This window comes from Lysobacterales bacterium (assembly GCA_019634735.1).
Taxonomy (GTDB): domain Bacteria; phylum Pseudomonadota; class Gammaproteobacteria; order Xanthomonadales; family UBA2363; genus Pseudofulvimonas.
On record JAHCAT010000020.1, the window covers coordinates 36,179 to 62,717 of the forward strand.

Genomic DNA, 26,539 nt, shown 5'->3' on the forward strand with positions numbered 1-26,539 from the left:
GGCCAGACTTCCACTGCCCAGGGACGGGGAGCACCGCCTTGCCGACGGGTCCGATCACGCAGCTGCTGAGGGCGCGCGCCGCCGGCGAAGACGGTGCCGAAGCACGCCTTGCCGAGCTGGTCTATGCGGAGCTGCACCGTCTCGCCGACCGCCAGATGCGCGGCGAACGCGGCGGCCACTCGCTCACCCCCACAGCCCTCCTCCACGAGGCCTGGCTGCGCCTGCGCCCGGAGGACGGCGCCGGTGCGGCCGACCGCGCAGCGTTCCTGGGACTGGCGGCGCGACGCATGCGCCAGGTGCTGGTCGACCACGCCCGCCGCCGCGATGCCGACAAGCGCGGCGGTGGCGCCTGGAAGGTGACCCTTTCGAATCTCCCCGACGAAGCCGCGCCGGATCCGCAGATCGACGTCCTCGACCTCGAGCAGGCCCTCCAGCAACTCGAGGCGCACGATGCCCGCAAGGCCCGGGTGGTCGAGCTGCGCTACTTCGGCGGCCTGGAAATGGTCGAGGTCGCCCAGCTGCTGGGCGTTTCCCGGGCCACCGCGCAGCGCGACTGGGAAGTGGCCCGCGCCTTCCTGCATCTGCACCTGGGCTGAGGGGGCGATGGACACGCGCGCCCTGGCGCTGCTCGAGGAGGCCCTGAACCGGCCGCCCCCGGAGCGCGAGGACTTCCTGCGCGAGCGTGCCGGATCCGGAACCGCGCTGCTCGCCGACGCCCTCGCCCTGCTGCGCGCCCACCAGGCCAGCGAGGGGCTGCTGGAACCACGCCGCCTTCCCGAGCGTCTGGGGCCCTGGCGCCTGGTCGAGCAGGTCGGTGCCGGCGGCATGGGCGAGGTCTACCGGGTCGAACGCGTCGACGGCGACTTCACCCAGCGCGCCGCCCTCAAGCTGGTCGCCCTGGGCATCGGCGGCCGCGACGCCGTGGCCCGATTCCATGCCGAGCGCCGCTTCCTGGCGCAACTGGAACACCCCAACGTGGCGCGCACGATCGACGGCGGCACCGCGCCCGACGGCCGGCCCTACGTGGTCCTGGAATACGTCGACGGCGACCCCATCGACGACTGGTGCCAGCGCCGGCAGCTGCCTCCGAGGGCGCGCGTGCAGCTGTTCCGGCAGGTGCTGGCTGCGGTAGACGCCGCGCACCGGGCGCTGATCCTGCATCGCGACCTGAAGCCGGCCAACATCCTGGTCACCCGCGACGGCCAGGCCAAGCTGCTGGACTTCGGCATCGCCAAGCGCCTGGATGCCGACGTCGGCCTGACCGGCGCCGGCAACGCGCCCCTGACGCCGCAATTCGCCAGCCCCGAACAGCTCGAAGGCCGGCCGCTGACCACCGCATCGGATGTCTACTCCCTGGGCCTCGTGCTGCACCTGCTGCTGACCGGGCGCCTGCCGGCCCAGCACGAAGAGGAGCGGCCGCCGGGCCAGGCCCTGGCTTCCCTGCAGCGCCGGCCGGCGACCCGCCCGAGCACGGCGCTGGCTCCGGACCGCCTGCACCTGGGCCGCCGCGAGGCGCAGGCCTGGCGCAGGCAACTGGCCGGCGACCTCGACCGCATCCTGCTCAAGGCCCTGGCACCCGACATCGACCGACGCTACGCCAGCGTCCCGGAATTCGCCGACGACCTGGCGCGCTGGCTGGACCTGCGCCCGGTCTCGGCACGCCACGGCGAACGCAGCTATCGCCTGCGCCTGTTCCTGCGCCGCAACCGCCTGGCCGCGGCGGCCGGAACGGCAGCGGTCCTGGCCCTGGCCCTGGGCCTGGCCGCCGCGGCCCACCAGGCGCGCATCGCCCGGGCCGAGGCAGCCCGGGCGTCCAGCGCCAACGCCTTCCTGATGCGCCTGATCGCCGATGCCGACCCGGTCGCCAGCGGCCGCACGCCGACCCTGCGCGAAGCCCTGGACCGCGCGGTGGACTGGATCCCGCAGCACTTCAGGGGGCAGCCCGACAGCGAGGCCGACGTTCGCTTGGGCATCGGCCGCGCCTACACCAGCCTTAACCTGCTCGATGCCGCTGCGGCGCAGTTCCAGCGCGCCCTGGACCTGCGCCGTCCGGGCACCCCCGAGCACGCCGAGGTGCGGCAGGCACAGGCCCTGCTCGACTGGAGCCTGGGCCGAACCGATCGCGCCGAGTCCGGCTACCGGGACGCCCTTGCCGTGCTGGCCGCGGCGCCGGACCAGGCCCGCGCTGCCGGCCAGGTGCGCAACGACCTGGCCGCCCTGCTCAATGATCTGGGCCGCTTCGACGAGGCCGTGCCGCTGGCCGCCGCGGCGGTCGAGGAGGCGCGCGGCATGGCCCTGGGTCCGGCCGTGCTGGGCGCCCGGCTGGAGAACCTCGGCGGCGCCCTGCACGGTGCCGGGCGCCTGGCGGAGGCCGAGGCGGTCTACCGCGAGGCGATCGCTTCGCTGGAACAGGCCCTGCCCGAACGGACCGTGGCCCTGGCCGTGGCGCTCAACAACTTCGCCCTGGTGGCCCGCGACACCGGCCGCAGCGAGGAGGCGCTGGCCCTGTTCGAGCGCGCAGTCCAGGTGCGCGAGCAGGCCTTCGGGCCGGACCATGCCGAGCTCGCCGGCCCGCTCACCAATGCCGCACGCCTGCACGTCGACCTGGGCCGGACCGCGGCGGCGCGGGAGGCCATCGGGCGCGCCCTGGCCCTGGCCGACCAGGCCTTCGCGCCCGACTACATCGGCCGCGGCCACGTCCACCTGGTGGCCGCCCAGGTCGCCCTGGCCGAGCGCCGGCATGCCGCGGCAGCCGATCATGCGGGCCAGGCCCTGGCGGTGTTCGAGCGTGCCGATTTCGCGAGCCCGGAACTCAAGGCGCGGGCGCGCGCGCTGGCCGACCGGGCACGCGATGAGGCACGGGGACGCCCGGCTGCGCCTTAGGCGACGAACCGGCCACTCCGGCCCGTCACCTGGAGCCGCACCATGTCCCAGCCTTCGCCCCTCCCCCGGCCGGCCCCTCGCCTGTGCCGGGCCGCCATCGCCCTCGCCCTGTGCACCGGCCTGCCCGCCATCGCGCAGCCCCCGGGGCCCAGCGGCATCGCCTTCTGGAGCCAGCCGGTCGCCGACGACTGGTTCCAACCCCTGCGCTGGGGCGGCGTCCTGCCCTGGCAGGCGGGCGTGCCCAATGCCGGCGCTACCGCCCACCTGTCCTGGCCAGTGACGGTGACCTTGCCGGGCAACGGTTTCGGCGGCGAGTGCCACCACCTGAGCATCGGCGAGGCCACCCTGCGCATCGTCGGCGTCTCCGCGCACGCCAGCCTTACCGTGCACGGCACCCAGATCGACAACGCCGGCAGCATCGTGGTCGGCGGCGCCGAGGCGACCAGCGGCTCCAGCCTGCGCATCGCCAACCACAGCAATGCCAACGGCACCGGCAGCCTGCGCCTGGCCGGGCCGGCCAACGAGACCTGGAACGCCACCCTGGCCCCGACCTTCGACCTCGGCTGGCTGCTGGTGAACTGGCCCGGCCACCGCATCCTGGGCAACGGCGACATCCAGGTCCGCCTGCAGAACGATGGTCTCGTGGAGGCCGACGTCCCCGGCCGCGAACTTCGCTTCAGCGGCATCCACCGGATCGACAACAACGGTCTGGTCGCGGCCAGCGGCGGCGGCCGGCTGCGTCTGGCGATGGCCAACGGCGATTCCGGCTTCCACCAGTCCGGCAGCGGTCTGCTCCTGGTCGGCCACGGCTCCGAGCTGGTCCTGCAGAACGCCGGCACGCCAGGCCTGGTCGGCGGCCGCCTGCAGACCATGGGCAGCGGACGCGCGCTGGTGATCAGCCAGGGCTTCCCGATCCAGGGCGTGCAACTGGTCGCCGGCTCGACCCTTACCTTTTCCGGCAACGCCGGCGTCTTCCTCGGACCGGCCACGGTCACCAACGACGGCCTGATCCACACCGGTCCGCAGGGTTTCATCGCCTCGCGGTTCGGCCAGGCCGCCACGGTGGCCGGCAGCGGCCGCATCCGCCTGGAAGGCGGCGCGCTGTCCAGCCTGAGCGGCGGCGGCGGCTACGCGCTGGTCAATGGCCCCGACCACACCATCTCCGGGGTCGGCCACATCGCCCTGCAACTGACCAACCTCGGCACCGTGGACGCCGACCGCAACGGCCAGGGCAGCGGGCCCGGCGAGTTGCTGCTGCAGGACAACAGCTTCGTCAACGACGGCCTGATGCGGGCCCGCGACGGCGGCACCCTGCGGCTGTTCCAGGGCGAGATCGCACAGGGGCCGGACGGCCGGATCGAGATCCTGGACGGCTCGGCGATGGCCCTGCAGGGCAGCGCGACCGGCAGCTGGATCCGAGGCGGCGCCCTGCGCACCGCCGGCAGCGGCCTGCTCTACTCGGAAAGCAGCAACGTCGGCATCGAGGACCTGCACATCGAGGCCGGAAGCGCCGTGCTGGCGCCGTGTTTCCGCACCCTGCTGTTGGCCGGCAGCATCACCAACGACGGCCTGCTGGCCGCCGACAGTGGGGGCTGCGGCCCGGCCTTCGGTCTCCTGCAGGCCCAAGGCACGGCGCAGATCCTGGGCGAGGGCGAGGTGCGCCTGCTCGCCCATGCCCCCGGCGCCAATGCCCGGCTCGACGCCAGCGCCGGTTCCCTGGCCCTCGGTCCCGACCAGTGGCTGACCGGCGAGGGGCGCCTGTCCGGCGCGCTGCGCGTCGACGGCCGGATCCAGCCCGACCAGCCGTACGCGCCGGCCCATCCGGTCGGCCGCCTCAGCCTCGACGGCGGTGCCAGCCTGACGCTCACAGGCAGCAGTCGCCTGCTTGTCGATCTCGACGGCCTGGGCAGCTTCGACCGCATCGAGGGCAGCGGCAACATTGCCCTGGATGGTGCCCTGGTGATCGGCGCCGCGGGCGGCTTCGTGCCGGTGCCCGGCGACCAGTTCGACCTGGTCACCGGCAGCGCGGTCGGCGGCGGTTTCCGCGACGTGGTCTTTCCGCCGGCCTATCCGCCGCTGGATGCCCGCATCGAGGTGCTGGCCGACCGCGCACGCCTGGTGGTGACTCCGCCGGTGTTCGTTGGCGGCTTCGAATGAGTCCGGTGCGCGCCCCCCGGCGACCATCGTCGGGGGGCGCGCCAGCGGCGGGTCGCGGCGGCGGCGGTCAGGCGGGCAGCGCCGCGGCCCTGCGCGCGATCCGCGCCGCCGCGACCGGGAACACCACCGCGTAGCCGAGGATGCCGATGTTGCGCACCGTCATGTCGGCCATCGGCACGCCGACCAGCCCGGCCAGGGCCAGCAGCGCCGCCAGAGCCAGCAGCCCGCGCTCTACCCGCAAGGCCTCGATCCCCCGCAGCGCCAGCGCGCAGCAGCCGGCGCCGATCGCGAACAGCAGGTCCCAGGCCAGGATGTCCAGGGCATAGGCCAGCGACGGCCAGCGGAAGGAGAACATCGCCGGCGCCCAGGGTTGCGCCTGCACCGCCGGCCACCGGGCGACGACCAGGATCGACAGGTGCACCAGCACGGTGACCGCCGCGCACAGCGCCATCGCCACCACCGCGCCTTGCGCGGCGGCCCGGTTGCCCGGTGGCACCCGGTCGCGCAGGCCCAGGGCGAACAGCACCAGGGCCGGGGCGATCGCCAGGATCAGCAGCTCCATCACCGTGAACCAGGGGTCCTGGATGGGCTGGTCGGGCGCCGGCAGGGTGGCCAGGCCGACCCCCAGGACCAGGGCGTACAGCGCCGCGAGCACGGCGATGGTGTAGCCGGCCAGGACCAAGCGACGATCCGCCGCGCGACCCCGAGTCTGCCTCACGGCTTCACCATTGCAGTCCCGATCCGGCCTGGCAGTGCAGCACCGGACCCTCGACCGAGAGCCAGGCTGCGCAGCGCGGTGCGTCGTGATCGCCTGCCGCATTGGCCCTTGCCTGCCATCCCGGACACGCTCAGCTCGCGGGCTGCCGACGGGCCGCGATCTCCACCCCGAACAGCGGATGCAGCCAGCGCACGCGGCGGATCAGCAACTCGTGCAGCAAGGCGCAACCGAACACGGTGCCGCTCAGCACCAGGGCGAACTCCAGCCAGCCCGGCAGCGCCAGCGCACCCAGCGCGAAGGCGAGCGGCACGATCAGGCTCTGGTGCAGGATGTACCAGGGATACACGGCCTGGTTCGCGTACGGCAGCCATCGGTACGGCCGGTTGAGCCACAGGTAGCCGTAGCCCAGGACGCACAGCAGCGCCGTCCAGCGGTACAGCGCGTGCGCACCGGCGCTGATCGCGCGCCAGTTCCAGTCGGGGAACGCCGCCGCCTGGTCGGGCGTCAGGTTGCGGCCCAGCCAGCGCAGCGCGATGTAGACACCGATCGACAGCAGGGCCAGCGCCAGCAGGCGTCGGCGCAGGCGCAGCACCTCGTCCCAGAAACCTTGCGACTGCGCCACCGCGGCGCCGAACAGGAACACCGGCAGGTACTGGGCATGGTTGGCCCAGTCATCGAGCAGGGCATGGGTGCTGGGGTAGCGCGGCGCCAGCCAGTACAGGCAGGCCAGCACCCACAGCGAGGGCAGCAGCACCAGGACCGTGCCGCGCCAGCGTCCCGGCGCCAGCGGGGATGCCGCCAGACGTCGCCCCGGCCTGGTGCGCAGCAGCGGCAACAACAGCGCCAGCACCAGCGAGTACACCCACAGGTAGACCAGGTACCAGAGGTGGTTCCAGGTCACACCGAACTCGGCACCGGCAAAACCGCCCTCGGGCCAGGGCCGGAACTGCAGGTAGCGCGCCATGAATGCCACGAAGCCCGGCTCGATCACGCCGTTGGCCAGCGCCTCGCAATACGCCTGCACCGGCACCGTGGTGACCATCGCGAACAGCAGGGGCAGCAGCAACCGCCAACTGCGCCGAACCGCGAATCGGCCGGGTGCCTGTGCGACGCGTGCCAGGGCCAGCCCCACCGCCAGCCCCGAGAGCAGGAACAGCAGGGACATCCGCCAGCGATTGACGAAGATCATCGGCCACTGCAGCGACTCAGAGGTGTGGCTGGACTTGATATGGAAGTCCCACTCGGCCACGTAGACCATCGCCACGTGGTAGAGGATCAGCAGCCCGAAGGCGAGCACGCGTAGCACGTCGAGATCGTGGCGGCGGGTCATGGGGGCGCTCCCGGCGACCGGCGACCGACCGGTGGCCCAGGCGCGAAGGGCGCCGATCCGCGGATGACGGGCGCCAGGATGAGCGCCGCGATCCATCCGCGCCCGCAGCGGCGGCGGCTAGCCCCGCGCAGCCGCACGCATCCCGGGCACCGCCGCTTCCTGCCGATGGCGAGGAGGCGCCTGCCCAATGCCGGCGACAGCCCGCCGTGTACAGCGAGCACTGCCACGCGCACGAACGGACAAGGGATCATCGGCGCACGCGTCGCCGGGCGCTCCGCTGCGTCGCCCCTGCCCCGTCCATTTACCCGAGCAGCGAGGCGATCGCATCGACAGCCGCGCCAATCAGTGTGGCGACGCCCTCGACCACGAGCTCGAGCAGGGCGCCGAGCATGTCGAGCAGCGATCCGCCGGCCAGCACGCAGGGCACGACCAGACCAACCGCCGATGCCGTCGCCAGACCAGCCGACACCAGGCCGACGCCGAACATCGACCAGACCACGAGGGTGCCGATCAACACGGCCACGGACAGGCCGGCCAACACCCGAACCGCCAACGAAAACCGCCGCGACTTGCTCATCGATCCTCCCCGGCATGCGCACAGCGGCGCTGCGCCGCCGAGCGTGGCGGCCGTGCCTGCGGCCGTCAAGCCTGCGAGGCCGGACGGGTGCCGTCAGCGACCGGGGAGGTGCCACGGGGAATTCGTCCGGACAGCCCGCTGCGGGGAGCGTCCGGCCCGAGTCCATCGGACCGGGCGAGGGACGGACGGCAGCTGCCTGTCTCGTCGACAACGCCGGTGGTGGCGCCATCGAGCCCGAGGGGGCTCCAGGGCACTGCACGCTGGTCCGCTGGCGACCAGTTCGCGGGTGAAAGCCCCGTGAGCCCGGAGGGATTCCAGTCGGCCGCCAGACACCCAGGCCGGACTAAGCTGCCGTCATCGTCCCCGGTCACGCCACGCGGCGATGTTCCGGGACCTCGCCCACCGCAGACAAGCACAAGGAGAACGCGATGGTGAAGATCCCCACCGGCACCTGGATCCTGGTCGCCGACGGCACCAAGGCCCGCCTGTTCAGCAATGTCGGTACCGCGACCGCGCTCAGCCTGCATCAGGAGCGCCTGCTCGAGCCGGTGAACCTGGACGATGACGGCCCGGCCGGCCGGCAACCTGCCGACGCCGACGGTTACCATCTGGACGAGGCCACCTTCGTCAAGCAGCTGGCGCTGGCGGTCAACGACGCCGCCCTCAACCACCGCTTCGAACACCTGGTGCTGATCGCCGACCCGCAGTCGCTGGGCCAGATCCGCCCGCTGCTGCACCAGGAGGCCACCCGCCGCACCCTGCTCGAGCTGCCCAAGACGCTCACCAACTCGCCGCTGGAGGACATCGAGCGGGCGCTGGCCGCCGAGGCCGCGGGCTGAACAGCGGACTGCCGCCCCTGCGTGGGGCGGCAGTCCCCATGGCGCGTGAGCCGCACCCGAACCGCCCGCCGCAGACAGAGAATCCAAGCCAGGAGCTTCAGGACCAAAAGGTGTCAGGGACATTTTGCGGACAAGAAGGGGGCCCAAAGGTGTCAGGACCCAAAGGTGTCAGGGACAATTCGGCGACCTAAAGGTGTCAGGGACATTTCTGTCCCGACGGGGGCCGACCACGCGGACGCAGCCCGACGAACCTTCCGGTGCGCTGCGCTACCCAGGCCTGAAAACGCTCCGTTCCCAGCACCTTCTGCTGCTGCAGATGGGAGCGAATCCCGGCAACCAGCTCGTCCGCCAGCGGTTGAGCGACAAGCGCCCGCCAGGCGGCGGCGCGGGCGCTGGCATCGGCACCCAGCGCCAGATAGGCAGAATGCGGAGATAGCAAAGGATCACGTCGTTCGCCGGCATTCGCGGCGTGGCTCGACCATGGGTAGTCGCCTGGCTTTGCCGAGATCCAGGCCCGCACGGGGTTGAGCTCGATGTACCGGCTGCAGGCCAGGACATAGCGCTCCGAATCCACCAGGCAGGCCCTGAAGCGCCCCTCCCAAAGCGTCCCGGTGCGGCCGTGTCGGCCGTTGAAAAGCCCGGTGTAGTTCCGGGCAAAGGTGTGCATAAGCCGTGACACCGCGCCGGTACTGCCGGGCGTCATCAGCAGGTGTGCATGATTGCTCATCAGCACGTAGGCATGCAGCCGGCAGTCGAAACGTGTCAGCGCCTCCCGGAGGCACTGCAGGTAGCGCTGGCGGTCGTCATCGTCCAGGAAGCAGGGCAGACGGTTGTTGCCTCGCTGCACCACGTGCTGTGCGATCCCGGCGAAATCGAATCGTGGTTGTCGGGCCATGAGCCGCATCCTTGGCCAATCCGGCCCCTCTTGCCATCAGCGGTTGCCGCGATGGCGGCTCAGACCTATCCTCGGGCGGCCGTGGGAAATTGTCCCTGGCACCGTTATTGACTTTGTTGCGCCCCGCCATCGAGAAATGTCCCTGGCACCGTTTGATTGGCGTGTTTGTATCTGGAGCGAATGGTGTATGGCTGGGAGGCCGCCATGCTGCGCGTGCTGAAGTCGCTGTTCGCGGCACGAGCTCCAGCCACGCCGCCCCCCACCGCGATACTCGATCACGCGGCTCCCTCGTCTGTCGAGAGCGGCGGGCGTCGCTTGGCGTTCCAGACGCTCATCAAGCACAAGGATGGCCTGCCGCACATTGCCTGGAATCGCGTCCGCGAGTGGTGCGACGAATTCGCCGATCCGAAAGAAGGTGGCGACGCCTGGCTGGCCTGCGAACGTGCCTGGCTTCTGCATCTTCGCGATGCGCTTGGTGCTGGCTACCGGCTGTTCGAATCCCAGGCGGCGCTGTTGCTTTCCCGCCAGGACGATCGTGCCGTCCAGCTGACGCTCGCCTTCATGGCCCGGACCAGCCAGCGTGTGCGCAGACTGCTCGGACGCACGGCCGACGCGAGCGAATGGGGACGTGACATCCTGATCGCCTTTGATGACCCGGACACGTACTACCGCTACGTGATGACCTTCCACCAGCCTGGCGACGATGTTCCCACCAGCGCCGGCATTTTCATCGACAGCGGCTGCAGCCACTTCGCCTCGATCCAGAGCGAGTTGAGCGCACTGGAACCCACCATCGCGCACGAGATGACACATGCGTTTCTGGCTCACCTGCCTCTGCCGACGTGGCTCAACGAGGGCATTGCGGTGAACGTGGAGCACCTTCTCGCCGGCGGCACGCCGGCCACCTCGGAATTGCGTGAAATCGAACAACAACATCGGATGTTCTGGACGCCGGCAAACATCCAGAGCTTCTGGTCGGGTCAGGCCTATGTCGGTCAGGACCAGGCCGTCCAATTGGCCTATGACCTGGGCCGCCTGATCGTCAGTACGCTGGGGCAGGACTGGACGCGCTTCGAGGACTTCGTGCTGGCGGCGCACTGGGAAGATGCCGGAGACAGTGCGGCGAACGAAGTGCTGGCCGTCGACCTGGGGGACTTCGTCGGCGCGCTTCTCGGTTCCGATGAGTCCGACGCGTGGCGTCCGCGTCCCGAGCACTGGACCCATGCACCCCAGAAGGACCCTCACTGAGCGCGATCCAAGAACGCGTCACCCACCCAAGAAAGGTGTCAGGGACAATTTCCCAAGCCCGTCCGCCCAGAAGGGTGTCAGAGCCAATTGCTCCAACCCGCCGGTCATTCACCCGGTGCGGGTCGGACTACCGACCCGGTGCGCTTCACCATTGCCCCGTTGACGTGGCGGCGGGCTCGGTAGCCTCTTGCGCTGCAGGTAGCGCGGATCCCAGCGCCCTCGCCAGATGACGGCGCGAAGGGCCCGGAAATCATCCCTGGCACCTTTTTCCTTGTCGATCCGCGACTCTTGAGGCCATCAGGACCCGCCACGGATGCGGCTCGACGCAGAGTGTCCAAGGCGCAGCCGGGGGATATTGTCCCTGGCACGGTTTTGTGGGTTGGCCGTGGGAAAATGTCCCTGACACCATTTCTAAGGTTCAGAAGACGAGGTCCGTGGCGTTCTCGATGCGGACCACGCGGGGGCGGCGGGTGCCTTCCAGGGTCTCAGAGGGTCGCAGCGGATCGACTGCGCCCAGCGGGCCGAAGCTGAGCCCGGTGGCTGCCTCGATCAGCGCTATCGGCACCTGGTAGGTGCGGAACTCGCCGAACACGAAGGCCGCCTCGGTGATCCCCTGGATCATGTCGCCCTGGCTGAGGATGTAGCCCGCGGAGGCCAGCCGTCCCGTCTGCGCGTTCACCAGCGCGGCGACCTTCCAGAACTCGCGCGGCAGCCTGACCAGGTCACGATAGCTGCGGTCCTCTTCGCGCATCACCGGCCCGGTGATCACGGACACCCGCAGGTCGTGGATCTCGGTGCTGTCGAGGATGTAGTCCTCGAGGTCGTTCCACTCGCGCTGGTTCAGGTGCTTGTGCTGGGGCGCCGAATTGACGTAGTGGAACGTGTCGGCATTGGCCTGTGCCGCCTCAGCTGCGCTGCCCCACACGGGATCCAGGCGCCGCACCAGGTGACCCCGGTCGAGGTCGTTGTTCCTGTAGATCTCGTTGCCCAGCTGGTGGGCATCCGCGAAACGCTCATCGATCAGCCAGCGGTCGCTGCGCGGAACCCGACGCAGCTGGGTGCCGTCGATGTTCACCGCCGCGTACAGTGCCTGCCGCCGCGATCGGCTGACGGCAACCGAGAAGTGGCGGTAGCGTGCAACCTGGGGCGACCCAGCCGCACCACCGGCCACCGGTGCGACGTCGTCGGCCCAGCGGCCGAGTTGGGGCAGCGGGACTCGCCGGTCTCCGTCACCCAGGAAGTCCTCGCGATAGCCATCGCGGTCGTCGAAGCTGTCGGCCTTGCTGCGGCCGTCGGCTTCGACGCGCACGACGGGTGGCGGTGGCGGTGGCGGCTGGATCGGCGCTGCACCGGCGCCGATCAGGGGTCGCGCATGCGACAGCGCCTGGCGGATCCACCCGGCCTTCACCGCGAAGTTCCCTTGCAGGTAGATCCCGGCGAAGTGGAGCCCCACCGCCTTGCCACTGTCGAGATCGATCACCGCCGATCCCGAGTTGCCGCCCAGCGTCGTGCAGTCGTGGACGAAGTAGTGCTCACCATCGGCCCGGAAGCTGACCTTTCCCGGCGCGAAGCGCTTGACGTCGAAGATCTCGCCGAAGTAGCGCTCCATGTCCGACTGCCCGTTGCGACTGTCGTGCGCCGGGTAGCCGATCACGCCAATCGGCTGGCGATCCTGGACTTCCGCCGAGGCCAGCTCGATCGGGTCGGGTAGCGCCACGTCAGAACGCAATTCCAGCAATGCGATATCCGGCTCATCCGGCCCCGCCAGGTAGAGCACCCGCTCGACCCGAACCTCAAGGACCAGCGGTAGGTCGTACTCCTCGCGGAAGTCGACCTGCGCGCCGATCGGACGACCGAGCACGTTCCTGAGGAACTGCGCAGCACCTGCGCCCTGAGCGTTCGCGAAGAACTCCGCGACGTGGCGATTGGTGGCGACGATCGTCCGCCCGTCGACCTGGTCGACGATCCAGCCCGTTCCGGCCCACTCCATGGTCAGGTGGTCGAGCAACTCCACGCGCCCGACGCGCGCGACGGCCTGCTCGATCCGCGTCCGCGCCGCCTCCAGCGCGACGCGCCACGAGGGGCTGTCCACCTGCTCGAAGGTGCCGTTCCTGATCAGCAGCGAGGGCCGCCCCCAGCGCAGGACGATGGCCTCCTCGCGGGCGGTGACCGGTTCGGGCATCGGCGGCAGGGGGCGCGGATCCAGTGCGATCGCTCCGCGGCGACGCGGGGCCAGCAGACGTATCGAACGCTCGATGGTCGCCTCGTCCGGCCGTTCGGCCGCGGGCAATGCAATGGCGCCGTACGCGGCGCGCTCGCGGATCTCGTCGAGCAGTTCGCCGTCGGCGAGCAAGGAGCGGTACTGCGCGCCGAAGGAAAGGGGATCGTTTGGCATGGGCGGGGCACCTGTGGGCTTCATCCTCTGGAGGGCGCCGGGCGCGGGAAGTCTCAGGGACAACGTCGTTCCCCTCTCGCGATGACGGTGTCCTGGGCAGCCCGACCTGAGGCTCCTGGATGCAGCGCGACCCATCGCGCAGGTGCTGTATCGCCCCGGCGCGCGACGGCGACGCCACCCCGCCTGACCGGAGCCGGCAAGCAGGCCCGAAAGTGTCCCTGACACCTTTTCGCTTCGAAATTGTCCCTGACACCTTTTCGCTTTTCGGTCTGGCGTGGCGGGGGGGCGGCTGGGCGGATCGGTTGGCGGAGGGTGTGAACGTTCGTTCCGGGGCGCGCTCAACATCGGCCAGCCCACGGAGCGCCCTCATGAACATCCCGCTGATGCCCCTGCTCGCAACGACCTTCCTGGCGCTGGGCGCTCTGCTCCCCGGGCTTGCCGCGGCGCAACCTGAGGCCCTCGATTGCGGGCCGGTACCGGCGACCATGCGCGCGGCGCGCATCGCCGCGGCCGGGCCGCCGCAGGCGCTCACCGTCGAGACGGTGCCGGTGGCCCGACCCGCCGCCGGCGAGGTGCTGGTGCAGGTGCACTACGCCGCCGTCAATCCGGTCGACTGGAAGCTGCAGCAGGCCGGGCGCCTGCCGTTCCCGGCCACCCCAGGGGGCGACTTCGCCGGCGTGGTGGTCGCGCTCGGCGCCGGCGTCACCGGCTTCGCCTGCGGCGACCGCGTGGCGGGCATCGTCGACCAGGTCGCGCGGCCGGGCAGCTATGCCGAGTACGTCGCCGTGCCGGCCACCGAGATCGTCCCAGCGCCCGCGGCGCTGAGCCTGGCGGAGGCCGCCGCCTGGCCGACCGTCGCGGTCGCCGCGTGGCGCTACCTGGTGGAAGCGGCCGGCGTGCAGGCCGGCGAACGCGTGCTGGTGCACGGCGGGGCCGGCGGCGTCGGTTCCTTGGTGGTGCAGATCGCCAAGGCGCGCGGCGCCCACGTCATCGCCACCGCCTCGGCCCGCAACCACGACTTCCTGCACGAACTCGGCGCCGACCAGACCATCGACTACCAGACCACCCGCTTCGAGGAGGCGGTGCGCGGTGTCGACATCGTGATCGACACCGTCGGCGGTGACACCCTGGCGCGCTCGCCCGCGGTGCTGCGCGATGGCGGCCGCCTGGTCACCCTGGTCGGCACCGTGCCCGCGAACCTGTGCGCCGACGGCCGCATCGCCTGCCCCGCGACGCCGCCGTGGCGGGTGCGTCCGGCCCTGGAAGCGGTCGCGCCCCTGATCGCCAGCGGCCAGGTGCGCATCCACATCGAGCGCACCTGGCCCCTGGCCGAGGTGGTCGAAGCACAGGAGCACAACCGCAGCGGTCGCACGCGCGGCAAGGTCGTGATCGCCATGCCGGTGGCGCTGGACCCGTCCGTGCAGGACGGCCTCGCGCGCGAAGGCGACCCGACCGCTGGGCGCCCGCGGCCCTGATCCCCGCGCCGCCACGCCCCGCCCTCGCCCCCGCCCAGACAGGAGATTCCCGATGCGCAGACCCCTTGCCGCCCTCGCCTTGCTCGCCACCCTGCCCGCCCTGGCCACGCCGCCCGCCCAGGGCAATGACATCGATGCGGTCAGGGTGCCGCTGCAGGCCTACCTGGACGGCCACGCCACCGGCCAGGAACGCCACTTCCGGCGCGCCTTCGCGCCCGACGCCCTGCTGGTTGGCGTCAAGGACGGCGTCTACGGCCAGCGTCCGGCCAGCGACTACATCGCCCAGTCCTCGAGCGGCCGCGCCCCGCGCGACGAGGCCCAGCGCAAGCGCCGCATCCGCTCGGTGGTCGTCGACGGCGACGTCGCCACCGCCGTCATCGAGCTGGACTACCCCGACATGCGCGCCTACGACCACATGAGCCTGGTCCGCTTCGAGGATGGCTGGCGGATCGTGGTCAAGGCCTACCACGCGGTCACGCCGGGGGCCTGAACGGCCGACCGGCGCCGTGGACCGGCCCGGACGCCTGGCCAGGTCCTCGTCCCCCATCGCGGGGCGGCCCCTCCGCCGCGCAGGCGGCGCCGTCCGCGCGTGCGCCGCCCACGGGGTCTCGTCGCGGCGCCGTGCCCGCCGCGATGATCGCGACGCCTCTGCAGCCTGTACCCCGGGGCGAGGGCACCACCGGCGGCGCGCCGGGGTCGGGCCGCCCTCGCCCTGTCCGCGCATCGCTCCGCTTCGCCGCGACCGTGACTTCTGGCGGTGGACAGCGGTCCGGGCCGTCCAGAGGATCGAGGCAGCTGGCCGGTCGAACCAGGCCGCCACGATGGTCGCCGTGCCGGCCCGCGGACGCGCGGCCTTCGCGTCCAGTCCCCGGATCTCGGAGTCGATGGATACCCCCCGGTGCAACGAGGTGGCCAGCAAGGCCGGCGCGCTGCGGTGCGTGAGCCGGTCCCGCGCGCTGCTGGCCCTGCTCGCCGTCCTGCTGGCGCCAGCGGCGGCCCGGCCGGCCTCGGAGCCGGTGCGCACCGACCACCTTGACTCGCGCCTGGTCGCGCAGGCCACCGCGGCCGTGCCCGGCCAGACGCTGGCCCTGGGCCTGTTGCTGGAGCACGATCCGCACTGGCACACCTACTGGCGCAACCCTGGCGATTCCGGCCTGCCGACGCAGCTCGAGCTGGAACTGCCGGAGGGCGTCGTCGCCGGCCCGATCGAGTGGCCGCATCCGGAACGCTTCGAGTTGGCCGACATCGTCAACTTCGGCTATGGCGGGCGGCGCCTGCTGCCGGTCACGGTCACGGTGCCGGCCGACTACGCGGCGTCCTCGTTGCCGATCCGCGCCTCGGCGAGCTGGCTGATCTGCGAGGTCGAATGCATTCCCGGCGAGGCCGGATACGCGTTCGAGCTGCCGGTCGCGGCGTCCGCACAAGTCGAACCCCGCTGGGCCGACGACTTCGCCGCCGCCCGCGCCGCCCTGCCGCAGCCGGCGACGGACAGCCTGGCGATCGCCGAGGGATCCGACGCCATCGCCCTGGCGCTGTCCGGCCTCGACGGAGGCGCCACCCCGGTGCATTGGCGATGGTTCCCGGAAACCCCGGAGGTCTTCGCCAATGGCGCGCTGCCGCAGTGGCAACGCACGCCGGACGGCTGGCAGGCGCGCTGGCGCAAGAGCGAATATTTCACCCGGCTCCCGGCCGAGGTCGCCCTGGTGGCGGTCGACGGCGCGCGTACGGCCTGGCGCTTCCCCGCCCGTCTCGACGCCAGCCTCGTGCCGGTCGCCGGCACCGAGCAACCCGACATCGCGACCGGCGATACCTCGGCCCTCGGCCTGCTGCCTGCCCTGCTGCTGGCCCTGCTCGGCGGCCTGGTGCTGAACCTGATGCCCTGCGTGTTCCCGGTATTGTCGATGAAGGCGATGTCGGCGCTGGAGGCGGCCGACGATCGCGGCGAGCTGCGCCGCCATGGCCTGTGGTACACCGCCGGCGTTGTCGCCACCTTCCTGCTGCTGGCCGGCGCCCTGCTCGCGCTGCGCGCCGGCGGCGAGCAGCTCGGCTGGGGCTTCCAGCTGCAGGAGCCGCGCTTCGTGGCCGTGGTCGCCCTGCTGCTGTTCGCGATGGCGCTGTCGTTCTCCGGCGTGTGGGCCCTGGGCGGCCGCTTCGTGGGCGCCGGCCAGCGCCTGACCGAAGGTCGTGGCGCACGCGCCGCGTTCTTCACCGGCGCGTTGGCCGTAGTCGTCGCCAGTCCCTGCACCGCGCCGTTCATGGGCACCGCCCTGGGCTGGGCGCTGGTGCAGCCGACCGCCGCCGCCCTGACGGTGTTCGCCGCGCTCGGTCTCGGCCTGGCCGCGCCGATGCTGCTGCTGGGCTTCGCCCCGGCGCTGGCCCGCGCCCTGCCGCGACCGGGGCCGTGGATGGAGGGCTTCCGGCAACTGCTGGCCTTCCCCCTGTACCTGACCGTGGTCTGGCTGCTGTGGGTGTACGGCGAGCAGACCTCGGCCCTGGGCATGGCCTGGCTGCTGGTCGCGCTGACCGCACTGGCGTTCGCGCTGTGGCTGCTCGGGCGGCGACCGGCGATGCGCTCGCCGGGTTTCCGGCGCGTGGCCACGGCCGCCGCTGCCGCGGCACTGGCGATCGCCATCGCCCTGCCCATGTCGGCTTCCGCGCCGCCGCCAGCCACCGCCGGCGCAGCAGCGGCCGGCGAGGACGGCACCGAACCCTGGAGCGAGCAGCGACTTGCCGAACTGCGCGCCACCGGCCGCCCTGTGCTGGTCAACATGACCGCGGCCTGGTGCATCACCTGCCTGGCCAACGAGCGCATCGCGCTGGCCACCGACACGGTGCGCCAGGCGCTCGCCGCCCGCAATGTCGCGTACCTCAAGGGCGACTGGACGCGCAGCGACCCGGCGATCACCGGCTACCTGGCGCGCTACGGCCGCACTGGCGTGCCCCTGTACGTGCTCTACCCGCCCGATGGCGGCGCGCCCCGCGTGCTGCCGCAACTGCTCACCGCGTCCGGCGTCGCCGACGCCGTGCTCGCCCTGCCACCCGCCCCACCCCAGGAGACCGCGCCATGAAAGTCCGACTGTCAACCGCCACCCTGACCCTCGCCGCGGTCCTTGCCGGCTGCGGCGGCGTCGACCTGGAGGCGATCGCGTCCACCGCCCCCGCCCGGGTCGGTGAGGCTGCGCCAGCCTTCACCCTGGTCGATTCGACCGGACGCACGCACTCCCTGGCCGACTTCGCCGGCAAGACCGTGGTGCTGGAGTGGACCAACCACGACTGCCCATTCGTCAAGAAGCACTACGGCGCCGACAACATGCAGGGCCAGCAGCGCGCCGCCACCGGCGACGAGGTGGTCTGGCTGACCGTCAACTCCTCCGCCCCCGGCCAGCAGGGCCACGTCGACGGCGCTCGCGCCGAGCAGATCCGCACCGAGGCCCGCGCCGCGCAGACCGCCTACCTGCTCGACCCCGCCGGCGCCACCGGCCGAGCCTACGGCGCCGTCACCACGCCGCACATGTACGTGATCGACCCGACCGGCGTGCTGCGCTACGCCGGCGCCATCGACAGCATCCCCAGCGCCAACCCCGGCGACATCGCCACCGCCACCCAGTACGTCCCGCAGGCCCTGGCCGAGCTGGCGGCCGGCCAGGCGGTGAGCGTGCCGGTCACCCGCCCCTATGGCTGTGCGGTGAAGTACGCGAACTGAGCGGCCACTTCGTCGCGGCGGTGGACGCCTTGTGCCACGCACCGGGCGTCCTCGCCGCGATGCCGGCATCCCGGCCCGGGCGGCGCCACTCCCCTTCGCAGCGCACGCCTTCCGGCCGCATTCGCATCGATCGTCGCGATGCCGCCGCGCGAACCGGACTTGCCGGCACCATGACGCCTACAGGCAAGACCAGAGATCACTCCAGACCGACCAGCAAGCTCACCACCCCGGCCCGATTGACGAGCACAACGAGTTGCGCGGGCTGGCGGGAGCCATCGACATCGCGGCACGAACTGCAACTGACGACGACCACCCGCTCCGGACTCCTGCCTTGCGGGGCATAGGTAGCCTGCGACGCCCAGGCGTACCTGGACGCGACCCATTGCTTCGCGGCCTCGATTGCGCCTTCGTCGTCCACACTCGATGGTGCCGTCGCACAGGCCGTCAACGCGAGGGCCACACCAATTGCCGCGAGTCTGGAGGATGGCGTCTTCACTTCGGACCCGACCTCTGGTTCAGTGTGCGCCGCGAAGCGGCGTCCGGATGAAGGGCTGAAAAGGCGTCAGCGACGCTCCTTGAGCCACAACCTTCGCGTGCATTGACTTAGCCATGTCCTGTCGAAAGGCCTCGGCGAGAAACCAAGGATAACGGCGTGAAGCCGAACCCTTCGCCCAGCCGCGATGGAGCTATCCAGGACAGCGGACGATGGCCCGGGTACACGAGGCGGGCCCCCAGTCGCTGCGTCGCCAACAGAAGCTGTCCTGGTCCAGTCGCACCAGATCCCAGGCAACAGGGTTGCCCAACGCGTCCATCCGGGTTTCGTCCACGAGGTCCAATCGCACGGCGTTTCCGGTCTGGCGCCCGATCCTGTAGGTGAAGCGATCGCGAAGGTCTCCCTCCCCAGCCTCACCGCCCTGGGGCCAGGTTATGTGCATCAATGACCCGTCCGGTGAGAACGAGATGACCTGTGGATTGCTTGCGCATGCTTCCGAGCCGGAGAACTCCCACGACCCCAACAGATCGGCCAGATCCGTCGAGGGCTGGAGTCTTGGCTGGGCGACGCAGCCGGCAAGAACGAGTGTGGATGCAGCCAGGAAATGTCTCATGATTCCAAGGTCCTCGGCGTGGACGCGCGCTGCCAGGGCATACTGCATGGGGTGTGCACGGCAGTTGCCCCTGCCGCCGTCATCACATTGCAGGAAGTCCCCCTGACACCCTTTTCACTGCCCTTTTCACTGAAATCGTTCTCGGTCTTCACTGCGCGACAGGCAACGCTTGCAGCCATTCGTTGAAGCGCGCCTCGACTTCGGACTGGCCCGCAGGATCCAGCAAGGCGTCGATCCGGGACGACAAAGTATCGACCGCGGGGTGTCCGAAGTGCAGATGCTTCAGGTAGTAGAGCTTGGCCAGCACGGGATCGGGTGGGGTACCCTCGCCCAAGGCGTACATCACCGCCAGGTTCCTCAGCGCATGACTGTCGCCCAGCGCGACCGCCTCCGAATAAAGCGTCAGGGCCTGGTTGAAGTTCTGCCGCACGCCGGATCCGGTGGCATACATCACCGCCAGCGACGTATGCGCCTCGGGCAGCCCGGCCTCGGCAGCCGCTTCGAACAGAGAGACGGCTCGCGCATCGTCCCTGGCGCGCAGTTCGCCTGTGGCATGCGCCTTGCCGAGTTCCCACTGCCCATAAGCGTTCCCCAGCGCGGCCGCGCGCTCCAGCCAGTCGAGGCCAGCCGCTGCATCCGGTGTGCCCAGCCAGCCATGCTGGAGCGCCCTCCCCAGCAGCACCTGGGCCTCGGCCACCTCGGCCTTCGCGGCCCTGCGGATCAGTGCGAAGCCGGCCTTGACGTCCGCCTCCATGCCGCATTCGCCGCGGGCAAGCATCATCCCCCGATAGTGGAAGACCACCGGGAATGTGGCGTCGCTGTCGTCGAACAGCGCCTGCAACCGGCAGGCTTCCCGCAGGTCCGGCGGCGCTTCAGCATGGCCCTGATATGCAATGGCAAGAAGGTTGAGCCGGGCGGCGGGATCGCCCGCATCAGCCCCTTGCCGCAGATAGCCCAGGGCCAGCGGCACGTCGTGCGGCACGCCGACTCCGTGGAAGTGGATCAGGTAGAGCAGGCTGGCGGCCTCACCCTTGCCCAGTTCCAGCGCCCGGCGACCGATGTCCAGCGCTCGGCGACTCGCCGTCGGGTCCGCCTCGCCCTCCCGTCCGCCAGTGGTTGCGAGCTGGAAGTAGGCAAAGGCAAGCTGGTAGAGTAGCTCGGCATGATCGGAGCCGCGATGGTCATCCAACAGCTCGACCACCCCGGCAGGGTCGCCCTGTTCCTCCAGTGCCGTGGCCCGCTGCAGCAGTTCCACTAGGCTCTCCTCGGCGCTCGACCCCGGTGCGATCGCCAGCAGAAGGCAGAACAGGGGACTCCGCACTCGCCGCGACCGCTTGCTCATCGGGAGGCACCCGAACCATCCGCAGACAGCGGCTGGACGAACTCGATCGAACCACCGTCGACCCGCCACAAAATACGATTCTCGGCGGTCGCCACGAACAGCGGTTTGCCCGCGCGCAAGCTGATCAGGACGTGGATCTCGGTGGGGTGGGGATCCAGCAGATGGCTGAGGGTGACTGCCACTGCACGTCGATCGTCGGCAAGCCGGAGACAACTGTTGGCGAATGGCCGAGTGGCCCGGATGCTGCCGTCCGCAGCGACATCCATGCGGAAGTTGCCCCCGACGGCGAATGTGTTCCCTTCGGATGCGGCCAGCAGGTAGCCATGGACCAGGCCACGGGCTTCGTCACTGCCTGGAACGACGATGGCCGAAACGTCGTTGGAGCATCGCTGGAACGCGTACCCGAGAACGCGCTGGCGGACCTCGATAATCCGCACGCGCTCGGCGGGCATCGGGACCGGTTCCTGCAGCCGCTCGGCCCGACCGTGGACCCTGCCATCCGGACCGACGCTGGCCCGGTAGCGGATCAGCCACTGGCCGTCCTCGTCCCTTGCCGCGAAATCGACTTCGACGCCCTCTCCGGCAGGCGTCGCCAGGGTCACGAGACCGGCCCGATCCCGTCGGAAGCCACGAACCTGTCGAACCGCCGCGGTGGCGACTCGCTCCGCGCGTTCCAGCACATGGAGTTGCCGACCGAGCGCTTCGGCCTGGCGGATCTGTGCCTCGAAGCCGTGACGGGTAGCTTCAACAGACGGCGCACCCTGGGAAGCGGTGGCGGCTATGGACAGAAGCAGGGAAGCTACAGCTGGGGTCACGGTCGGTCTCCATTGGTGGGGCTCGCCGTCCAGAGCCCTGGCCCGCCCTACGGAACCGGCTGCCGGCCGCCGGGGTTGCAGACGGGGCGGGAACTTTCCGGGACTTTCGATGAGTTCCACAGCGCCGTCAAGACAAAGGTTGGCTCTCTCCAATCACGCAACGCGGGGCACCACCTTCGACCGTCCACACGCTCTGGCATGCATCTGACCTGCCACCCGTCGGACGCCCGCCCAGGCGCACCGACGACGAACCCCGCACCACGAACACCGGAGCACCGCCATGTGAGCGCGAACACATCTTGCCGCACCGCAAACCAAGGCTTCGCGCCTCGACGGGCAGGCTGCGTCCGAAACGGCCCTTCGCATCCTCGCGATGGCGAAAACCGGCCCGGCGACCTCGCCACGCCTCGCTCCGCGCCACGCACCCCACGTGCACAGCGCCAACGCGACACCGCACCTCTGCACCGTCGCGATTGCTGTTTCCCTAAAGAACGTATCGGCAAGCCTGACCGGGCTTGTTCAACAACCGGATCAGATCGCGGCTGCGCGCGATCTGTCCTTTGCCGTTAGGTCTATGACCCCGACGTCGTTCCCACAGCACTCCTAACACCCAAGTTCAGCGGAACCGCGCAGCGGTTTCCGCTGAAGCGCGAAGTTAGGGCTGGGCTGCATGGGCAGGTGTGGCATGCAGCTCGACGCCAAGGGCTCGCACCAGCTTGAGCACAGTGTCATAGCGCGGCTTGGCTCCAGGCGCTAGAGCCTTGTACAGGCTTTCACGGCCCAAGCCCACGTCCTTTGCGAGCTTGGTCATACCACGCGCCTTGGCGACGTCTGCGATCGCTTGGAGAAGGACGTTCGGGTCCTCATCTTCCAGGGCGGCATTAATGTACTCGGCGATCACGGCATCGTCGTCGAGGTAGTCGGCAGCGTCAAAGCGAGCAAGGTTCTTCATCGTCAATCCTCCAGCCGCTTGAGAAGGGCTTTCGCAAGCTTGATGTCTTTGGCTTGCGTGGACTTGTCTCCACCGCAAATCAGGATGTACACGACCTCGCCCTTGCGGGCGAAGTACACGCGATAGCCGGGTCCAGTGTGTACTCGCATCTCCGAGATGCCGTCGCCTACAGGCTCGCAGTCTCCAAAGTTGCCCGCCTCAGCGGATCGTATGCGCGCGACGACGCGCGCTTTGCCCTTTGGATCTCGTAGCGCCTTCAGCCATGCATCGAACTCGGCTGTTCGTAGGAAGGCGTTCATGGCGCGACTGTATCCGTTCGGATACACGCTGTCAATCGGTGTGGATCCCGCCGAATGAGCCCTAACGTCTGAGTTAAGCCGCGCCGCGAAGCGGCGTCGGCTTGAATGATTGGTTAGGCCGGTTCGCCGGCCCGTTCAAATTCTATTGTCAAGTAGATGCGCTGCGTGAAGAGCTGCTCGGCCAAGTCCAACGGAACAGCAAACAAATCTTCATCGGCAACCGCCGCAAGCTTGGTGAACACGTCCGGGTCAAGAGCAATCAGAGCTGACCGCTTCCCGGCGTACCAGCGGACGATCTCCTGGAGCGGTGAAGTGGGCGGCTCCGCGGCCACCAGCCAGTCCCGCATCCAAATGGATTGTCGCCGGACAATGCCACTGGGGCGGGCTGTACCCAGGTCATGCTCCTTGAGACGGCTCTCGCCGAGCACGCCCTCCAAGGCGGCAAGATTCGCCCGAGGGGAGAAGACGATGAGAGTGGCGCGCATTGTGACGGGCCTAACTACTAATCGACGGCACGTTGCCGGGATAACCCGGCCGCGTAAGCTGGGCGGGGCCGGGACGTGCGGTGACAATTCCTACGCGGTTCAATGGCTTGTTCCGAGTGCGTGGTCTGCGCTATCCGCCTAATCTGTCCGTATTTCCAGGGGACAGAGGTGGTCTGGTGGAATCCTTGCATCGCTTTGCTTGCGAGGCAAGCACGGACCCGGCTCCCCGGTGCAGTCGGGGCCCGTTGCCCTTGCGTCTCAGGGCCGCCCCTCGAAGCCGTCGAAGAACACGATGTCGGTCTTCCCGTAAGGCGCCCCGGCGGCGATCCAGTCGAACACAAGGGCCTGCTCGGCCAGCGGGATCGGCGGGCGGCCGGAAGGCATGCGCACGCCGAAGCCGGGTTCCTCGCAGTTGAGCTTGAGGAACAGGGCGCTGGCCAGGGGCTGGCCGGGACGGACGCGCAGCATGGACGGGTCGCCGAAGGCGTCCTGGCCGACCAGGTTGTCCCAGGACACGCCGGGGTCGAGGTCGAGGTCGCCCAGGTACAGGCCGGCGTGGTCGACGTGGCAGTTGGCGCAGCGCTGGTCCCAGATCGGCTGGATGTCGGCCTCGTAGTCGATGTTCCAGACGATCGGCACGGCGGCGATGCTGTCGCAGCCGGCCGGACCGCCGCGTTCGCGGGCGTCGCCGGGGCCGGCGGCGGCCGGCAGCAGGGCGAGGGCGAGCAGCGGCGACAGGCGCCGGGCGCGGTGGGTGGTGCTTGGTGTCATGGCGGACTCCCCTGTGGAGACCGCCAGTCTATGCCGCGGACGGGCCGGCGCGCGGCCCCGGGCGTGCGCCCTCAGGCGGCGTGCGGATCGGCGGCCAGGTCGGCGGCCGGGGCCTCGTGATGGGCGTGGTCGTGGTGCGCGGCCAGGTGGCCGCAGGTGGCGTCGTGGACGTGGCCATGGCCCAGGCGCAGGTTGACCAGGTGGGCGACGCCGACCAGGACGCCGCCGGCGGTCATCAGCACGGCGTGAACGATCACGCTGCCTTCATGGCCATGGCGCAGCACGGCGAAGGCCAGCAGGGCCAGGCCGGGCACCAGGAACCAGAACGCGGTGGCGATCCGGTGGCGGCGCCAGCCGGTGGCCAGGCTGGCGATGCCCAGCACCGCGGCGAAGGCCACGAAACCGGCCTCCCAGCCATCCCAGGCGGCCAGGCCGGCGGCCGGCAGCGCGGCCAGGGCGACCGGCCACAGGGCGCAGTGCAGGGCGCACAGCCAGGCGGCGCTCATGCCGACGCGGTCGGCCAGGCGGTTCAGCAGCAGGGGGCGGTCGGCGGGCTTCATGGCCGTTAGCTTATAACATTCCTGGCGCCGTGCCCGGGTCCACGGGCGCCCGACCGATCGGCGGTCATCTGCGGTTGCGACACTGGCCCCGCACTCGTTGGTGGTTGCCGCCTGGTTGCCGGCCCCGGCCCGCAGCGCGCCCGCGTTGCGGGCCGGCCTTTCCAGGCGGCCGGCGGCGGGCCTCAGAGGTCGCCCAGGCCGGCGCGGTAGCCGCCCGGCACGCCCTTGGTGGCGACCGCCACGGCGTCGTGCGGGTGCAGGCTCTCGAAGTGGCTGGCGCGCACCCAGAAGTCGGCGACCGCCTCGTCGCGGTCCAGGCTCGCCTGCAGGCGGCGCGCGGCGTCCTCGCAGAACATCAGGTTGGCGCCGTTGAGGCGGGCGAAGGCCTGCTCGTCCTCGCGCTTGACCGCGGTCTGCACCGGGGTGCCCAGGGCGGCTTCGATGCGGTCGATCAGGGCGACGATCGGGAAGGCGTCGAAGGCGGGCTTCAGCCGCACCCGCACCTCGGCCTGGGAGCGCTGCGCGTGCGGAGTGGCGGTGCTGCCCGGCGGGCCGGCCAGCCAGGCGGCCACGGCATCGGCATCGATGCTTGCCTGGCCGGCGAAATCGGCGGCGAACTGCGCGGCCGTGGCCTGCCGGGCCAGCGCGGCCGAGGCCGGGCAGGTGCTGGAGTACAGCACCGACAGGCCCAGCTCGACCTGGAAGCGGTCCGGCTCCAGCAGGCCGGCGATGGTCACCGGGTAGCGCTTCCAGCCGCTGTTGTCGCTGACCAGGGCCGGGCGGCGCACCAGGTAGTCGAAGCGCAGACGCAGCAGGGCGCGCTCGGACAGGCCCTGGTGGCTGTCCAGGAAGTCGCGCAGCACGCGACGCAGGCCGGCCGGGGTGAGGGTGTCCTCGCCGAGCACGCGGTCCAGGTGCAGGTACAGGCGCGACATGTGGATGCCGCGCGCCTCGGCACGGCCCAGGTTCACGAAGGCGTCGACGCGCGCCGCGCAGCGCACCGGCGCGCCGCCGTCGCCGGCCAGGGTGACCGGCGCCTCGATGGCGCCCATGCCCACCCAGTCCAGCACGCCGGCGGCGTCGGGCGGGGCCTGGCCGGCGATGTCGGGAAGGGCGCGGGCGGGGTCGGCGGGCATGGCGTGGTCCGTTCGGCGGGTCAGGATGCCACGGCGGGCGGCTGTGGGCAGGGATGGGGGCGCGCGCCTGGGCACTGTGGGGCGCAGGGGCGACAGTCGCGGCTGGCCGCGGGGACGGGCGCAGGCGGCAGGCCTGTTGTTCGGAGGCCATGTTGGATGGGGGCGGGTGCAGGCCGGATCAAGGGCCGGGCTGCCGCGGCATCGCCCTGCCCCGCCCGGGCATCGCATTGCCGGGTTTCATGAAGGGCGCCAAGTGCGGGCCGGCGTGGCGCAGGGGTCCGGGGAGTATCCCTGCACGGGATGACCATTCCGCCGGGCGTTCCACGCGGGAGCGTCTCCTGCTCCACGGGCGGCACCCCCAGGCAATCGGTGCATGGAAAGCCCATCGGGTCACCCGGCCAGCCGGGTCCGGCACCGATGAAGGAGCTGGCAAGGGACGGCCCTCTCCCCCGCCCCTCCCCCGCAGGCGGGGGAGGGGAGAAGTGCGGTGCCGTCGCACGAGCGGGACAGGCGCTACTGCTCACGCGTTTCTCGCCGCTGCCGTCGCTGCTGCTGTCGGTGTCATTGTGGCTGTTGCTGTTGCTGTTGCTGTTGCTGTTGCTGTTGCTGTTGCTGTTGTTGTTGTTGTTGCTGTTGCTGTTGGCGGACAGGATGTCCGCGCTCTTCCCGGGGCCCCATGCGGTCCGGCGGGGCACGGCCGGATCAGCCGCGCCGGAGGCGCGGACGGCGCCCGAGGCGCCGTCCGACGCGGGGGCCATGGATGGCCCTTGAGCGTCGGCCCGGACGGGACACGCGCACCCGGCGGGCAGGATGCCCGCCGGGCGGACCGCCTGGGGCGCCCTTCTCTTTGGCT

At 70.7% G+C, this 26,539-nt stretch carries 24 protein-coding genes; 10 read left to right on the plus strand and 14 right to left on the minus strand.

What is annotated here, in order from left to right:
- Window positions 1-38 precede the first annotated feature (38 nt).
- From KF823_15570 to KF823_15580, 3 genes are read left to right on the plus strand one after another with little or no spacing between them, the layout of a single operon-like run.
- Window positions 39-596, plus strand: coding sequence for a sigma-70 family RNA polymerase sigma factor (locus KF823_15570; protein ID MBX3727325.1), 558 nt, complete (start codon window positions 39-41; stop codon window positions 594-596).
- Window positions 597-603: 7 nt separating this feature from the next.
- The gene (locus KF823_15575; protein MBX3727326.1) at window positions 604-2,883 is read left to right on the plus strand and encodes a serine/threonine protein kinase; all 2,280 of its coding nucleotides are present in this window, start codon (window positions 604-606) and stop codon (window positions 2,881-2,883) included.
- A 42-nt stretch (window positions 2,884-2,925) separates the two neighbouring features.
- Window positions 2,926-5,040 (plus strand): hypothetical protein, encoded by a 2,115-nt coding sequence (locus KF823_15580; protein ID MBX3727327.1) that lies wholly within the window; start codon window positions 2,926-2,928, stop codon window positions 5,038-5,040.
- A gap of 67 nt (window positions 5,041-5,107) precedes the next feature.
- On the opposite strand, the gene KF823_15585 is transcribed toward KF823_15580, so the two are convergent.
- The 3 genes from KF823_15585 to KF823_15595 all read right to left on the minus strand — a co-directional run bounded on the left by KF823_15585 (window position 5,108) and on the right by KF823_15595 (window position 7,665).
- Window positions 5,108-5,722: a hypothetical protein gene (locus KF823_15585; protein MBX3727328.1), complete on the minus strand. Its 615-nt coding sequence runs from the start codon at window positions 5,720-5,722 to the stop codon at window positions 5,108-5,110.
- Between the two features lie 166 nt (window positions 5,723-5,888).
- Entirely contained in the window at window positions 5,889-7,088 is a 1,200-nt protein-coding gene (locus KF823_15590) for an acyltransferase family protein (GenBank protein MBX3727329.1), read from the minus strand.
- A 301-nt stretch (window positions 7,089-7,389) separates the two neighbouring features.
- Complete coding sequence (locus KF823_15595) at window positions 7,390-7,665, minus strand: hypothetical protein (GenBank protein MBX3727330.1); 276 nt, start codon at window positions 7,663-7,665, stop codon at window positions 7,390-7,392.
- 428 nt (window positions 7,666-8,093) lie between these two features.
- On the opposite strand from KF823_15595, the gene KF823_15600 reads away from it, so the two are divergent.
- Entirely contained in the window at window positions 8,094-8,504 is a 411-nt protein-coding gene (locus KF823_15600; GenBank protein MBX3727331.1) for a host attachment protein, read from the plus strand.
- Window positions 8,505-8,700: 196 nt separating this feature from the next.
- Here KF823_15600 and KF823_15605 read toward each other — a convergent pair whose 3' ends face one another.
- Window positions 8,701-9,399, minus strand: coding sequence for a transposase (locus KF823_15605; GenBank protein ID MBX3727332.1), 699 nt, complete (start codon window positions 9,397-9,399; stop codon window positions 8,701-8,703).
- A 204-nt stretch (window positions 9,400-9,603) separates the two neighbouring features.
- Here KF823_15605 and KF823_15610 point away from each other — a divergent pair, with 204 nt between their 5' ends.
- A complete protein-coding gene (locus KF823_15610) occupies window positions 9,604-10,647 on the plus strand; it encodes a hypothetical protein (protein ID MBX3727333.1) in 1,044 nt (347 codons plus the stop codon).
- A 418-nt stretch (window positions 10,648-11,065) separates the two neighbouring features.
- Here KF823_15610 and KF823_15615 read toward each other — a convergent pair whose 3' ends face one another.
- The gene (locus KF823_15615; protein ID MBX3727334.1) at window positions 11,066-13,042 is read right to left on the minus strand and encodes a DNA/RNA non-specific endonuclease; all 1,977 of its coding nucleotides are present in this window, start codon (window positions 13,040-13,042) and stop codon (window positions 11,066-11,068) included.
- A 368-nt stretch (window positions 13,043-13,410) separates the two neighbouring features.
- Between KF823_15615 and KF823_15620 the strand changes: the two genes are divergently transcribed.
- The 4 genes from KF823_15620 to KF823_15635 all read left to right on the plus strand — a co-directional run bounded on the left by KF823_15620 (window position 13,411) and on the right by KF823_15635 (window position 18,220).
- Window positions 13,411-14,517 (plus strand): NADP-dependent oxidoreductase, encoded by a 1,107-nt coding sequence (locus tag KF823_15620; protein ID MBX3727335.1) that lies wholly within the window; start codon window positions 13,411-13,413, stop codon window positions 14,515-14,517.
- Window positions 14,518-14,569: 52 nt separating this feature from the next.
- Window positions 14,570-15,007 (plus strand): nuclear transport factor 2 family protein, encoded by a 438-nt coding sequence (locus tag KF823_15625; GenBank protein MBX3727336.1) that lies wholly within the window; start codon window positions 14,570-14,572, stop codon window positions 15,005-15,007.
- 394 nt (window positions 15,008-15,401) lie between these two features.
- Window positions 15,402-17,585: a thioredoxin family protein gene (locus KF823_15630; protein ID MBX3727337.1), complete on the plus strand. Its 2,184-nt coding sequence runs from the start codon at window positions 15,402-15,404 to the stop codon at window positions 17,583-17,585.
- Window positions 17,582-18,220 (plus strand): thioredoxin family protein, encoded by a 639-nt coding sequence (locus KF823_15635; GenBank protein MBX3727338.1) that lies wholly within the window; start codon window positions 17,582-17,584, stop codon window positions 18,218-18,220. The genes KF823_15630 and KF823_15635 overlap by 4 nt, the downstream gene beginning before the upstream one ends.
- 196 nt (window positions 18,221-18,416) lie before the next feature.
- Here KF823_15635 and KF823_15640 read toward each other — a convergent pair whose 3' ends face one another.
- The 9 genes from KF823_15640 to KF823_15680 all read right to left on the minus strand — a co-directional run bounded on the left by KF823_15640 (window position 18,417) and on the right by KF823_15680 (window position 25,686).
- Window positions 18,417-18,638: a hypothetical protein gene (locus KF823_15640; protein ID MBX3727339.1), complete on the minus strand. Its 222-nt coding sequence runs from the start codon at window positions 18,636-18,638 to the stop codon at window positions 18,417-18,419.
- An 836-nt stretch (window positions 18,639-19,474) separates the two neighbouring features.
- On the minus strand, window positions 19,475-20,581 hold the full coding sequence (locus KF823_15645; protein ID MBX3727340.1) for a sel1 repeat family protein: 1,107 nt from the start codon (window positions 20,579-20,581) through the stop codon (window positions 19,475-19,477).
- 83 nt (window positions 20,582-20,664) lie between these two features.
- Entirely contained in the window at window positions 20,665-21,483 is an 819-nt protein-coding gene (locus tag KF823_15650; protein ID MBX3727341.1) for a hypothetical protein, read from the minus strand.
- Window positions 21,484-22,138: 655 nt separating this feature from the next.
- Complete coding sequence (locus KF823_15655; GenBank protein ID MBX3727342.1) at window positions 22,139-22,435, minus strand: putative addiction module antidote protein; 297 nt, start codon at window positions 22,433-22,435, stop codon at window positions 22,139-22,141.
- 2 nt (window positions 22,436-22,437) lie between these two features.
- Entirely contained in the window at window positions 22,438-22,734 is a 297-nt protein-coding gene (locus KF823_15660) for a type II toxin-antitoxin system RelE/ParE family toxin (protein ID MBX3727343.1), read from the minus strand.
- Window positions 22,735-22,847: 113 nt separating this feature from the next.
- Window positions 22,848-23,219, minus strand: a complete 372-nt coding sequence (locus KF823_15665; protein ID MBX3727344.1) for a hypothetical protein — start codon at window positions 23,217-23,219, stop codon at window positions 22,848-22,850.
- 258 nt (window positions 23,220-23,477) lie between these two features.
- Window positions 23,478-23,990, minus strand: a complete 513-nt coding sequence (locus KF823_15670; protein MBX3727345.1) for a hypothetical protein — start codon at window positions 23,988-23,990, stop codon at window positions 23,478-23,480.
- A 71-nt stretch (window positions 23,991-24,061) separates the two neighbouring features.
- Complete coding sequence (locus KF823_15675; protein MBX3727346.1) at window positions 24,062-24,550, minus strand: MerC domain-containing protein; 489 nt, start codon at window positions 24,548-24,550, stop codon at window positions 24,062-24,064.
- Between the two features lie 182 nt (window positions 24,551-24,732).
- On the minus strand, window positions 24,733-25,686 hold the full coding sequence (locus KF823_15680) for a GTP cyclohydrolase I FolE2 (GenBank protein ID MBX3727347.1): 954 nt from the start codon (window positions 25,684-25,686) through the stop codon (window positions 24,733-24,735).
- A 417-nt stretch (window positions 25,687-26,103) separates the two neighbouring features.
- Here KF823_15680 and KF823_15685 point away from each other — a divergent pair, with 417 nt between their 5' ends.
- On the plus strand, window positions 26,104-26,457 hold the full coding sequence (locus tag KF823_15685; GenBank protein ID MBX3727348.1) for a hypothetical protein: 354 nt from the start codon (window positions 26,104-26,106) through the stop codon (window positions 26,455-26,457).
- Window positions 26,458-26,539: the final 82 nt, after the last annotated feature.

What these genes read in the sequence shown, in the direction of transcription:
- KF823_15610 (MBX3727333.1), top strand. Translation starts at nt 9,604, where the DNA reads ATGCTGCGCGTGCTGAAGTCGCTGTTCGCGGCACGAGCTCCAGCCACG.
- KF823_15625 (MBX3727336.1), top strand. Translation starts at nt 14,570, where the DNA reads ATGCGCAGACCCCTTGCCGCCCTCGCCTTGCTCGCCACCCTGCCCGCC.
- KF823_15605 (MBX3727332.1), bottom strand. Translation starts at nt 9,399, where the DNA reads ATGGCCCGACAACCACGATTCGATTTCGCCGGGATCGCACAGCACGTG.
- KF823_15590 (MBX3727329.1), bottom strand. Translation starts at nt 7,088, where the DNA reads ATGACCCGCCGCCACGATCTCGACGTGCTACGCGTGCTCGCCTTCGGG.
- KF823_15630 (MBX3727337.1), top strand. Translation starts at nt 15,402, where the DNA reads ATGGATACCCCCCGGTGCAACGAGGTGGCCAGCAAGGCCGGCGCGCTG.
- KF823_15685 (MBX3727348.1), top strand. Translation starts at nt 26,104, where the DNA reads ATGAAGGAGCTGGCAAGGGACGGCCCTCTCCCCCGCCCCTCCCCCGCA.
- KF823_15660 (MBX3727343.1), bottom strand. Translation starts at nt 22,734, where the DNA reads ATGAACGCCTTCCTACGAACAGCCGAGTTCGATGCATGGCTGAAGGCG.
- KF823_15575 (MBX3727326.1), top strand. Translation starts at nt 604, where the DNA reads ATGGACACGCGCGCCCTGGCGCTGCTCGAGGAGGCCCTGAACCGGCCG.
- KF823_15675 (MBX3727346.1), bottom strand. Translation starts at nt 24,550, where the DNA reads ATGAAGCCCGCCGACCGCCCCCTGCTGCTGAACCGCCTGGCCGACCGC.
- KF823_15595 (MBX3727330.1), bottom strand. Translation starts at nt 7,665, where the DNA reads ATGAGCAAGTCGCGGCGGTTTTCGTTGGCGGTTCGGGTGTTGGCCGGC.
- KF823_15615 (MBX3727334.1), bottom strand. Translation starts at nt 13,042, where the DNA reads ATGCCAAACGATCCCCTTTCCTTCGGCGCGCAGTACCGCTCCTTGCTC.
- KF823_15665 (MBX3727344.1), bottom strand. Translation starts at nt 23,219, where the DNA reads ATGCGCGCCACTCTCATCGTCTTCTCCCCTCGGGCGAATCTTGCCGCC.
- KF823_15670 (MBX3727345.1), bottom strand. Translation starts at nt 23,990, where the DNA reads ATGACACCAAGCACCACCCACCGCGCCCGGCGCCTGTCGCCGCTGCTC.
- KF823_15655 (MBX3727342.1), bottom strand. Translation starts at nt 22,435, where the DNA reads ATGAAGAACCTTGCTCGCTTTGACGCTGCCGACTACCTCGACGACGAT.
- KF823_15600 (MBX3727331.1), top strand. Translation starts at nt 8,094, where the DNA reads ATGGTGAAGATCCCCACCGGCACCTGGATCCTGGTCGCCGACGGCACC.
- KF823_15680 (MBX3727347.1), bottom strand. Translation starts at nt 25,686, where the DNA reads ATGCCCGCCGACCCCGCCCGCGCCCTTCCCGACATCGCCGGCCAGGCC.
- KF823_15580 (MBX3727327.1), top strand. Translation starts at nt 2,926, where the DNA reads ATGTCCCAGCCTTCGCCCCTCCCCCGGCCGGCCCCTCGCCTGTGCCGG.
- KF823_15635 (MBX3727338.1), top strand. Translation starts at nt 17,582, where the DNA reads ATGAAAGTCCGACTGTCAACCGCCACCCTGACCCTCGCCGCGGTCCTT.
- KF823_15620 (MBX3727335.1), top strand. Translation starts at nt 13,411, where the DNA reads ATGAACATCCCGCTGATGCCCCTGCTCGCAACGACCTTCCTGGCGCTG.